This window comes from Variovorax sp. RA8 (assembly GCF_901827175.1).
Classification (GTDB): Bacteria; Pseudomonadota; Gammaproteobacteria; order Burkholderiales; family Burkholderiaceae_C; genus Variovorax.
In genome coordinates this window covers 201,205-212,763 of sequence record NZ_LR594662.1, presented here as the reverse complement: position 1 = coordinate 212,763, position 11,559 = coordinate 201,205, and the positions used below count along the sequence as shown (strand labels likewise).

Sequence of the window (11,559 nt, the reverse complement as noted above, 5' to 3'; positions counted from 1 at the left end):
GCACTCCGCTGCCTTCTCCGCGCCCTTCTCCTCCCCCTGCTCCTCGGCATCATCGCGATGCTGTCCGCATGCGGTGGCGGCGGCTCCGGGGGTGGTGTTGGATTCTTCTTCCCTCCCGAGGGCACATCGCCGCCCGCCGGACTGAGCTATGCCATGACTTCGGCGGTGTACGAAGTCGGCTCTCCCATCGTGCCGAACCGGCCCAGTGCCAGCGGCGGGGCCGTCGCGCGCTATACGGTAGCACCGGCGCTGCCGGCCGGCCTGGTGCTCGATGCCGCCACCGGGGTCATCAGCGGCACGCCCACGGCGGTCGTACCGTCGGCCGTGTACGAGGTGACGGCCGAGAATGCCGGGGGCAGCGCCACCGCGCGCGTGCAGATCGAGGTGCGCAGCACGCCGGCCGCGCCGACGGGATTGACGTACCGCGAGACCGCCGCCGTCTACACGGCAGGCGAAGCCATCGCCAGCAACGCACCCACCAGCAGCGGCGGGCCGATCACGAGCTACAGCATCGCGCCCGCGCTGCCCGCGGGGCTGCTGTTCGACATGCACACCGGCGTGATCAGCGGGACGCCCGCCGCGCCCGCTGCCGAGTCGACCCACCTCGTGACCGGCACCAACGCTTCGGGATCGACCGCTGTCGCGCTGCGGGTGACGGTGAATGCGGCTCCGGTGGCGCCCACCGCAGTCGCCTACGGCACGCCCCAGGCGCTGTACGTGACCACCGAACCCATCGTTCCCAATACGCCGCAGGTGACCGGCGGGACACCGACCGGGTTCACGGTATCGCCGGCGCTGCCGGCGGGCCTGAGCCTCAACGCACTGACCGGTGCGATCACCGGTACGCCGACGATCATCCAGTCACAGGCGACGTACACGATCACCGCCAGCAACAGCGCAGGTTCGGCGCAGGCGCAGGTTCGCATCATCGTCACCGGACGCGGCAGCTGGACGCCGACGGATGCCATTCCGTCCGCGCGGCACTACTTCGCGATGACGCTGCTGCCGAACGGCAAGGCGCTGGCCGTGGGCGGCTTTACCGGTTCGGGCGTCACCAATTCCGTCGTCATCTACGACCCGGCAACCGGCCACTGGACGGCCGCAGCCCCGATGCTGTCCGCCCGCTCCGATCCTTCGGCCACGGTGCTGCCGGACGGCCGGGTCCTGGTCGTCGGGGGGGATGCCCCCGGCAACGTGAGCCTGGCGAGCGCAGAGATCTACGACCCCGTCGCCAACACATGGACGGCGACGGGCAGCATGGCCGAGGCCCGGACCCGGCACTCGGCGACGCTGCTGCCCAACGGAAAGCTCCTGGTCATCGGCGGCTACAGCCGGGCCCCGGCGCTGAGCTTCTCCCAAACGGCCGAACTGTATGACCCGGCCACCGGCACCTGGACGCCGATGGCAACGCCGATGTCATCCCAACGCGCGCAGCACGCGGCGCAACTGCTGCCCGGCGGCAGCAGCGTGCTGCTGATCGGCGGCGTCAACGGCTCGGGGTTCGTGACATCCGCTGAATTGTTTCCGGTGAACGACAGCGGCAGCACCACGCCGGTCGCGGGCGCTGTTCCCGGGGGCAATGTCTACACGTCGGTGCAGCTGCCCGACGGCAGCGTGCTGGCGACGACGGACGGCAGCAGCACCGCGTGGCGCTTCCATCCCGCCACGTCGAGCTGGACGACGAGCAGCCTCAACGGCTCGAGCGCGCGCTCGCTTCCGACGATGACCACCCTGGCCGATGGACGCGTGCTGCTGGCCGGCGGCACCGCGTCCGGCGGCATTCGCCTGAACACTGCGGAGATCTACAACCCCGAGGTCAATGTCTGGACCACGGCAGCCACCATGGCGACCGGGCGCTCGGCAGCCTCGGCGGTCCTGCTGAATGACGGGAGCGTGCTGACCGTCGGCGGGTTCGACGCCGGTGAGATCGACGCCGCAGAGCGCTACATGCCCTGATCCGGCACTCACGCAAATTCCGCATGCCTCAGGTCGTGAGGCTTTCATCAAACGAGGTCTTGACCATCTTCGACAAGGATAGAAATGAATCGGAGCTCCAGAACGGCGTGGGTCGCGGTCAGCGAGAACAAGGACGAGAACGAGACGGCGCGCCGCGTCGGCCGAGGCAGCGGGGCGCAGCGTTCGGCTGTTGCAGCCGCTGTGGCAGTGGCGTTGATGCTGGCCGGGCAGGCAGTGCGGGCGGAGGGTGGTGCCGGCTTCCCGGTCTTCCCGAACGCCCCGACCCCCGGCGGCACCGACGGCACCGCGGATGAAGCAGCCGGGAGGAACGGCACCGACGTCACCAACGGGTCCAACGGAAACGCAGGCGGTGGGGGCGCGGTCGACCTGTCGACGGGTTCGGGCGGCCATGGCGGCGCGACCGGCATCGGCACGAATGGCGGCGTGCACGGCACGCCCGGCGCGACAGGGGCGGTCGGCCTCCGGATCGATGCACCGGCCACGGTCGGCGGGACCATCGCGGGGGGCGCGGGCGCGCCCGGCGTAGCCCAGGTGATCGGCGTCAACACGGCAGGCGGCGGAGGCGGCGGAGGGGCAGCCGTCTCGGCCACGGCGGACATCGTGATCGATGCAAGCGCGCGCATGCAGGGCGGCACCGGCGCGAGCAACCGCACGGCAGGCGCGGGCGGCGGCGGCGTCGGCGTGTTCTCGACGGCCAACGTGCAGGTCCAGGCCGGCGCCCAGGTTACCGGCGGCACTGGCGGCGGCAATACCTATCCCAACACCAATCCCCTGAGCCAGAGCCACGCCGGCGGCGGCGGCGGGATGGGCGTGCTCGTGCGCGGCGGGGGCTCGGTGACCAACAGCGGCACCCTCACCGGCGGTGCGGGCGGCGACGGCTCCAGCCTTGGCCTCACCGGCGGCGGCGGCGACGGCGGCGCCGGCGCGCAGATGGTGGACGGCGGCACCGTCACCAACCTGGCGGGCGGCCAGATCACGGGCGGTGCCGGTGGCGACGCGCGTGTGCTGGCCAACGGCATCGTGCCCGGCCGCGGCGGCGCGGGGGTCAAGGGCGCCGGTCTCACGGTGATCAACGCCGGCACCATCACCGGCGGATGGAGCGGGAACCGTCTTTCCGGCCTGGCCTATACGCCGACGCAGGCCAACGCGGTCGAGTTCACGGGCGGCGTCAACGCGCTGGAAGTCCACGCCGGCTCGGGTGCTCAACGGCAACGCCGTCGCGTTCAGCGGCGCCGATACGCTGAGGCTGGGTGGCGCGACGGACTCCACCTTCGACGTTTCCGCGATCGGCGCCGCCGCCCAGTACCGCGGCTTCGGCATCTTCGAGAAAGCGGGCGCCTCGACCTGGACGCTGACGGGCACGACAACGGCGGTCTCGCCCTGGACGATCTCCGGCGGGACGCTGTCGATCGGCACGGATGCCAACCTCGGCGACACGAGCGGTGTCCTGACCTTCAACGGCGGCACGCTCAAGAACACCGGCGCCATCGACACCACGCGCGCCATCGCCGTGAACAGCGGCGGTGGCGTGATGCAGACCGATGCGGACTTCAGCACCTCGGGCACGGTCTCGGGCAGCGGCGGCCTGATCAAGACCGGCGCCGGCACGCTGACGCTCACCGGGCAGAACACGTACACCGGCGGCACCACCATCGCGGCCGGCGCCGTGGTCGGCTCGTCCACGAGCTTCGGCTCGGGCGGCATCGTGAACAACGCGGCCCTGGTGCTCGACCAGGCGGGCGATGGCGTGCTCGCGAACAGCATCGGCGGCTCGGGCGGCGTGACCAAGCAGGGCGCCGGACAGCTGCGGCTCGCCGCTGCGAACAGCTATGCCGGTGGCACCCGCATCGCGGCGGGCACGCTGGTCGGCTCGGCCGCGAGCTTCGGCTCGGGCGCGATCGTGAACGATGCGGCCCTGGTCGTCGATCAGCCCACCGACGCCGTGATGGCGAACAGCGTCAGCGGTGCCGGCAGCTTCACCAAGCAGGGGGCGGGGCGGCTGAACCTCGTCGGCACCTTCGCGATGACGGGCCCCGTCAGCATCGAGGCCGGCGCCCTGGCGGTGAACGCATCGCTGGCCGGCTCCCCCGTCAATGTCGCGAGCGGCGCGACGCTGTCGGGCAACGGCACGGTCGGCGCGACGACGGTCCGGTCCGGCGGCAACATCACGCCGGGCAACTCGATCGGCACCCTGCACGTGAACGGCACCCTGGTACAGGAAGCGGGATCGGTCTACACCGCGGAGCTGGACCCCACCTCCACAGCCTCCGACCTGGTCGCCGTGAACGGCGCGGCCACGCTGGCGCCCGGGTCCGGGATGACCATCGCCAAGGCGCAGCCGGGCCTCTTCTACTCGGTCGGCACGACCTACACGGTCCTGAGCGCCAGCGGCGGCGTCAGCGGCACCTATGCGCTGGGCGGCGACAAGGCCCTGACGCCCTTCCTGGCCTGGACGGATACCTACGACGCCAACAACGTGTACGTGACGGTGATCCAGACCAAGCCGATCGGTGCTGTCGCGGTGACGCCCAACGAGATCGCCACCGCCGGCGGCGCGAGCGGCTCGGTGGTGGAAACGCCGCTGCTGAACTCCCCGACCGAGTGGGCGGCGCGCAGCGCGTTGGATCTGCTGTCGGGCAGCGCGCTGGCCTCGACCAAGGGCGCGCTGGTCTACGACAGCCGCTACACGCGCGAGCTCGCCGTCGATCGGCTGCGCAACGCCTTCTGCACGGTCGGCCATGCCTCGCAGGGCCGGCTGTCCGAGGGCGGGCCGGCCGCCGGCGGCTGCACGTCGAATCGCGACAGCCACACCGTGTGGGCCCAGGCCTTCGGGGCCCGCGGCCGGACCCGCGGCGACGGCAATGCCGCGGGCATGGATCGCTCGAGCGCGGGCCTTGTCGTGGGGCTCGACAGATCGGTCTCGCCGAACTGGCGCGCGGGCGCGCTGGCCGGCTACAGCCGCGGCGATTTCGACGCAAATACCCAGGGCGCCGGCAGCGAAAGCGACAACTACCACCTCGGCATCTACGGCGGCGCCCAATGGGACCGCCTGGTGCTGCGCCTGGGCGCGGGCTACACACGGCACGACATCTCGTCGCATCGCACCGTCGTGCTGCCCGGCTCCTTCAATGCCCTGAAGGCCGACTACGACGGCACGACCGCGCAGGCCTTCGGCGAACTCGGCTACCAGTTCCAGGCCGGAAACGTCGCCATCGAGCCCTTCGCCAACCTGGCCCATGTCAAGCTGCGCACCGACGGCTTCATGGAGCGAGGCGGTGTGGCGGCGCTGACCAGCGGCAGCAGCAGCACGAACACGACCTTCAGCACGCTCGGCGCGCGCGTGGCGACCGACGTGCAGATCGGCCAGGTGCCCGGGACCTTGCGCGGCACGATCGGCTGGCGCCATGCCTACGGGGACATCACGCCCAGGTCCAACGTGTTCTTCGCGGGCGGGCTGCCGTTCACCGTCAGCGGCGTGCCGATCGCCAAGGATGCCGCCGTCGTCGGCGCGGGGCTGGACCTGCAGCTGTCCAGGCGGGCGACGCTGGGTCTGTCCTTCGAAGGGCAGTTCGGCGATGACACGAGCGACAGGACGCTGCGCGGGACCCTGACCGTCGTGTTCTGAGCCGGGTTGAAACGCTGCTGACGTGTCCGGCCGATGGCCCGGCTCGAACTGCGCCTGGCCTATCGCGCCGCTGCGCAGGCCTGCGCCTGTTTCGCAACCTCCTGCGCGTCGAAGTCGTTCACGCGCTCGAAGAATCCTTCGGTTGCGACAATGAAGGTCGCTGGTGCGATCTTGCGATCGATCAGCTTGGCGTCGAGCATGAAGTCCTGCATGCGTCCGAAGCCCTCGGGTGTCGCCCGGCCCCAGAGTTTGCCGCCGTTCATCTCGAAGGCCGCCTTCATCGACTGCACCTGGGCACGCAGCAGATTGTCGTCCCAGCGTGCGAGCGTGGCGTCATCGGACCCGGTCGGCTTGCTCTCGGGGAAGCGCGCCCAGTGGAGCTTTCGCACGCACTCGGGGTTGGAGACGGCAAACAGGCTGGCCTTGGCTGCCCCACGCACGATGGCTTCGACCATCGCCGGATCGCGCTCGATGGCGCGCTGGGTCGTGGCCAGCGAGAAGTCGGGCAGGCGCTGCCACTCGGGACTGCGGAACAGGCGCAGCTTGGCACCTGCGTTCTCGAACCCCGCGATGGCGGCATTCCAGAACATCAGTCCTTGCACGCGATTGGATTTCAGCGCCTCCAGGGCGGGCGCGCCGGCGCCGGTCGCGATGATGTTCACGTCCTTGTCGGGGTCGAGGCCGTTGGCCTTCAACAGCGACCGCAGGAGCGGCAGGCCGCCGCTCGCAAGGCTCACGATGCCGATGTTCTTGCCCTTGAAGTCGCTCACCTTCTGCATGGCACCGTCGGCCTGCACGGCGAGGGCCCAGTCGATCACGCTGTTGTTCATGACCACGCGCGCCGGAATGTTGCTGGTGACGTTCGCCTGGATCGCGACGTTGGAGCTCACCTGCGCGAAGTCGACGTTGCCGGTGGCGAGCTGCTGCACGGCCTGGACGGAGCCGGGCGCGGCGATGACCTGGACGTCGTAGCCCTCGCTCTTCCAGTAGTCCAGCGCGATCGGCATCATGAGCCACGGGTAGGTCACGTTCAGTACCGTCACGCCGCCGGCAGCGATGGTCACCTTCTTCAGCGGCTTGGCGGACTGCGCCAGCGCCATGTCCGGCGAGATGGCCGCGGCGGCAATGCCCAGGGCGGCCAGTACACACTTGATCTTCATCAGTCTCAGCATCTGGAAACCTGCCTTCTTTGCTTGAATGAATGGAACAACAGAGGAAAGAGGAAAGAGGGAAGACAACGGTCGAATGGCAGTCCGGCCGATCAGGCGCCCGAAATGCGACGGCGCTCGTCCTCCGCCCAGAACACCACCTTGCGCTGGACGGCGTGCACGAGCCAATGCAGGCCCAAGCCCATCGCCGACAACAGGATGAGGATGGCGAACATGCCTGCCGTGTCCATCGAGAAGGTGCGCTGCAGGATGAGGTAGCCCAGCCCCGCCTGCGCGCCGACGAACTCGCCGACGATGGCGCCGATCACCGACAGGACGATCGACACGTCGAGCCCCACGAAGATGTAGGGCAGCGCGTGGGGAATGCGCGCCATGCGAAAGACCTGCCAGCGCGAGGCCGTGAAGGCTTTCAGAAGTTCGAGCTGGTCTTCGGGCACCGAGCGCAGCCCGGCCACCGTGTTGGCCAGTACCGGAAAGAAGGCGATCGTGGCGGTGATCACGATCTTCGAGGTCATGCCGTAGCCGAACCAGATCACGAACAGAGGCGCGATGGCGACCTTGGGAATGGTCTGGAAGGCGACCACGTAGGGATACAGCGTGCGCTCGACCAGCGGAAACTGCGCAATCACGGCGCCCAGCACCAGGCCCAGGGCGGCACCGAGAACGAAGCCCGCCATGGTCTCGTAGAAGGTAACGCCGAGATGGTAGGTGAACGTGTTGTTGCGGATGCCTTCCCACAGCGCCACCGCAACCGCCGACGGCGCCGGCAGCAGCAGCGGCGTGACGCCGAGCACGCGCACCGCCAGCTCCCAGCCGCCGACCACCACGATGAAGAGCAGCGCCGAGAGCGGCAGCTCCGGCCTGGGGCCGAGCCAGGCGAGCGCCGGGCGTTGTGCGGCCGGATCGTCGTCCAGCGCCGCGGCCATGGCAACGGAAGCGGTGTTCATGCGTCGAGTCCCAGGGAATGAAAATGCTTGCGGATGGCAGACACGTAGCCGCCGAAACGCTCCGAATTGATCATCTCCAGCGTACGCGGGCGCGGCAGGTCGACGTGCAGGATCTCGCTGATGCGACCTGGGCGGGGCGACATCACGATGACGCGATCGGCAAGGAACACCGCCTCCGGAATGCTGTGGGTGACCAGCATCACCGTCTTGCGGCTCTGCGACCAGATGCGCAGCAGCTCCAGGTTCATGGTCTCGCGCGTCATGGCATCGAGGGCGCCGAAGGGTTCGTCCATCAGCAGGAAGGCCGGCTCGTGCACCAGCCCGCGACTGATGCCCACGCGCTGCTGCATGCCGCCCGAGAGTTCGTTCGGGTACTTGTTCTCGAAGCCCTCGAGTCCGACGAGCTTGAGGTAGGCGCGCGCCCTCGGTTCGTACTCCTTCATGCTCAGGCGCTGGATCTCGATCGGCACCAGCACGTTCTCGAGCACGGTGCGCCATGGCAGCAGCACGGGCGACTGGAAGACCACGCCGACGTCGCGGCTCGGCCCGTCGATCGGACGCTGGCGCACCTTGACCGAGCCGGTGGAGCGCCGCAGCGTGCCGGCCAGGATCTTCAGCAGCGTGGACTTGCCGCACCCGCTGGGGCCGACCACGGTGACGAACTCGCCGTCGGCGATGTCGAAGCTCACGTCCTTGAGGGCCTCGATGTGCTGGCCCTCCCGGCTGCGATAGATCTTGTTGAGACCGGTGACCTCGATCATCGCGCTGTTGCCGCGCTCGGCCGGCGCAGTGGAAGGAATGACGCTGAGCTTGGCGGATGCAGTCATGGCCGGTGCCCTAGGCGACGGTTTCGCCGGCGAGCGCGAAGCGCGCGTCGCGCCACTTGAAAGCGGCCTTCAGGCCCTGCTTTGCCGCGACCTCGAAGAAGTCGCGCGACTCCTGCGACTCGGACATCAGCACCAGGGTGAAGATCTCTGCCCCGAGGTCGACCGTCGACTGGAATCCACGCAGGTCGTAGGCGCGGTTGAGGCCCTGCTTGTTGAGCTGCATGGCGGGCGGCGGGATCATCGCGAGCTTCAGCGCCAGGCGCTGCGCTTCCTGCATCAGGTTCGCGGCGGGAACCACGCGATTGGCCAGGCCGATGCGCACCGCTTCTTCGGCGCCGATGCGATCCCCCGTGAGCAGCAGTTCCTTGGTCTTCTTCATGCCCAGGACCCAGGGCATGATCGCAAAGGGCGGCGCGGACTGGAACTGGATCTCGGGCTCGCCGAACTCGGCCTTGTCGGAGGCGATCGTGATGTCGCACACCATCGACAGGTCGCAGCCGCCGCCCAGGCAATAGCCGTTGACCGCCGCGACCACCGGCAGGCGCGAGCGCCAGATGCGAAACCAGGTGTCGTTGCCGAGCTTCACGTGGTCGCGCCAGTCCTTGACGGTGGTCAGGGGCTCTTCGCGCGGGCTCAGGTCGAAACCGGCGCAGAAGGCGCGGCCTTCGCCGGTGATGATCAGTGCGCGCACCGATTCGTCCTGCTCCAGCGCATCGAGTGCATGCTGCATCTCCAGCAGGATGTCGTCGTCGAGCGCATTCATCTTCTCGGGACGGTTGAGCGTGAGGGTCGCGATCCAGCGGTCGACGGACACGCTGATGCATCGGTAGTTCATGGTGAGTCTCCAGAGTTCATGGATGGAAGGCTGGGGCCCGGAGCTCGACGAGCGCGTCCAGCACTCGCACGCCTTCGCCCTGGGCGAGTACGGCAACGGGATTGAGGTCGATGGCCTCGATGTAGTCGGCGTAGGCGCTGCCGATCTGCGACAGGCGCACGATCAGCGCCTCGAAGGCCCGGCGATCCGCCGGCGCGGCGCCACGGAATCCGTCGAGCAGCCGTGCGGCACGCGTGCTGCCCACCAGCGCAGTGGCGCGCGGCGCATCGACCGGCGACAGCGCGAGACTGCTGTCGCGCACCAGCTCGACCCACACGCCACCCGAGCCCGCGACCACCGCATGGCCGAAGGGCGCCTGGCGCGACAACCCGGCGATCATCTCGACGCCGCCGTGCACCATCTCCTGGATCAGCACACCGTCGACGCGCGCCGCGGGCATGCGCTCGCGCACCGTCGCCAGCATCTCGCCGAATGCAGCGCGCACCTCCGCTTGCGTACGCAGCGCCAGGCGCACGCCGCCGGCCTCGGTCTTGTGGGGAATGTCCGGCGAATCGATCTTCATAACGACGGGAAAGCCGATCGCTTCCGCTGCCTGCACGGCCTGCTCCGCGTCCGCGGCGCGCGCTTCGCGGGTGGTGCGGATGCCATGCGCCTCGAGGAAGCGCTTGGCCTCGTGCTCCGAGAGCGCCTGTCCGCTGGCGAGTCGATCGGACCATGCCGCATCGGCTTCGAGCACGGCGACATCCCCGGGCGCGAGGGGCGGCTGCCAGAGATGCCAATCGATGAAGTGCCGCATCGCCACCAACGCAGCCCGCGCGCCTTGCAGCGCGGCCACGCCGCTGCCCGCCAGTGGCTCGATGGCGTGCGGGTGCAAGCCACCGCCCACATTGCTGTAGAAGGCGATCGGCTTGTCCGTCCGTGCGGCCGCGGCGGCTGTCGCGGCGGCGATGGCCCGGTACGTCTGCGCCCCCTGGGCGCCCAGGCTCACCGGGCAATCCTGCGAGACGGCCAGCAGTGCGACGCCCGGGTCCTCGAGCAGGGCGTCGACGGCCCGTGCATACATCGTCATGTCGAAGACCGCCGCGCCGGTGGCATCCAGCGGATTGCTCGGCGTGGCGAAGGCCGGCAGGCAGGCGCGCAAGGCATCGAGCGTGGTCGCAGCGAGCGGCGGGAAGCGAAGCCCCGCCGCCTGCGCCAGGTCGCAGGTGAGCGCCACCTCGCCGCCACTGACGTTGATCACGGCGAGACCATCGCCTGCCGGCCGCCTGGCCGACTCGACCATGAGCGCGCAAGTCTCGACCATCTCGTCCATGTCCTCGACCAGCACCACGCCGGCCCGGCGAAAGAAGTCCACGGCCGCCGCGTGCGAGCCCGCCAGCGAGCCAGTGTGCGCAGCCGTGGCGGCCGCGCCCTGCGCCGAACGCCCGACCTTCAGTACCACCACCTGCTTGCCTGCCGCACGCATGCGCGCCGCGGCTTCCAGGAAGCGCGCGGGATGCCGGACCGATTCCATGAAGAGCGCGGCCACCCGCGTGTTCGGATCGTCGGCAAAGAAGCCGAGGTAGTCGTCCACGTCGAGCACGGCCGCATTGCCGACCGACACGAGGTGGCTCAGCCCGAAGCGGCCGACCCCGGCCAGGGCAATGCAGCCCGAGCCCGAATGCGACGCAATGGCGACACCGCCCACCCGCAGCGGTTCCGGCAACGGTGCGCTGTAGAGCGAGATGCGGTCGTGCAGATTGGCGAGCCCCAGGCAGTTGGGCCCGCACACCAGCAGCCCGGTGCGCGCGCACAGCTCGGCCAGCTCGGCCTGCAGCGCGCGACCGGCCTCGCCCAGTTCGGCAAAACCGCTGGCGAAGATCACCGCCGCACGGAGGCCGCGCCGGGCGGCCTGCGACAGCGCGGGCAACACCTTGTCCGCCGGCAACGCGACCACGGCGCAGTCGGGTGCCTCGGGCAGATCCTGCAGGTCGGCGAAACAGCGCAGCCCTTCCACCTCGGCAGCCGAGGGATGGATCGGGTAGATGCTGCCCCCATAGCCCGCGGCGAGCAGGTTCTTCACCACCGAGTTGCCGAAGGAATCCGGCCGCGGCGAAGCGCCCAGCACGGCCACGGAGGCCGGGCGCATCAAGGGGGTGAGATCGCGCAGAGGCACGGCGTCGGAGAAAGGAGCGTGCAT

At 69.6% G+C, this 11,559-nt stretch carries 7 protein-coding genes; 2 read left to right on the top strand and 5 right to left on the bottom strand.

Translation table 11 applies throughout. The features are described from left to right. Nucleotides 1-153 precede the first annotated feature (153 nt). Together E5P3_RS00960 and E5P3_RS00955 are read left to right on the top strand one after the other, a co-directional pair. On the top strand, nucleotides 154-1,956 hold the full coding sequence (locus tag E5P3_RS00960; protein ID WP_162584280.1) for a kelch repeat-containing protein: 1,803 nt from the start codon (nucleotides 154-156) through the stop codon (nucleotides 1,954-1,956). A 1,219-nt stretch (nucleotides 1,957-3,175) separates the two neighbouring features. Further along, the gene (locus E5P3_RS00955) at nucleotides 3,176-5,602 is read left to right on the top strand and encodes an autotransporter outer membrane beta-barrel domain-containing protein (protein ID WP_162584279.1); all 2,427 of its coding nucleotides are present in this window, start codon (nucleotides 3,176-3,178) and stop codon (nucleotides 5,600-5,602) included. A 59-nt stretch (nucleotides 5,603-5,661) separates the two neighbouring features. On the opposite strand, the gene E5P3_RS00950 is transcribed toward E5P3_RS00955, so the two are convergent. The 5 genes from E5P3_RS00950 to E5P3_RS00930 all read right to left on the bottom strand — a co-directional run bounded on the left by E5P3_RS00950 (nucleotide 5,662) and on the right by E5P3_RS00930 (nucleotide 11,559). Then, nucleotides 5,662-6,762, bottom strand: coding sequence for an ABC transporter substrate-binding protein (locus tag E5P3_RS00950; protein ID WP_232072940.1), 1,101 nt, complete (start codon nucleotides 6,760-6,762; stop codon nucleotides 5,662-5,664). Between the two features lie 101 nt (nucleotides 6,763-6,863). Beyond that, entirely contained in the window at nucleotides 6,864-7,718 is an 855-nt protein-coding gene (locus tag E5P3_RS00945; RefSeq protein ID WP_232072939.1) for an ABC transporter permease, read from the bottom strand. Beyond that, nucleotides 7,715-8,545, bottom strand: coding sequence for an ABC transporter ATP-binding protein (locus E5P3_RS00940; RefSeq protein ID WP_443083224.1), 831 nt, complete (start codon nucleotides 8,543-8,545; stop codon nucleotides 7,715-7,717). The genes E5P3_RS00945 and E5P3_RS00940 overlap by 4 nt, the downstream gene beginning before the upstream one ends. 10 nt (nucleotides 8,546-8,555) lie before the next feature. Next, the gene (locus E5P3_RS00935) at nucleotides 8,556-9,380 is read right to left on the bottom strand and encodes an enoyl-CoA hydratase/isomerase family protein (protein WP_162584278.1); all 825 of its coding nucleotides are present in this window, start codon (nucleotides 9,378-9,380) and stop codon (nucleotides 8,556-8,558) included. A gap of 16 nt (nucleotides 9,381-9,396) precedes the next feature. Continuing rightward, nucleotides 9,397-11,559 carry an acetate--CoA ligase family protein gene (locus E5P3_RS00930; protein WP_232072938.1) on the bottom strand — a complete coding sequence of 721 codons (2,163 nt, stop codon included), beginning with the start codon at nucleotides 11,557-11,559 and terminating at the stop codon, nucleotides 9,397-9,399.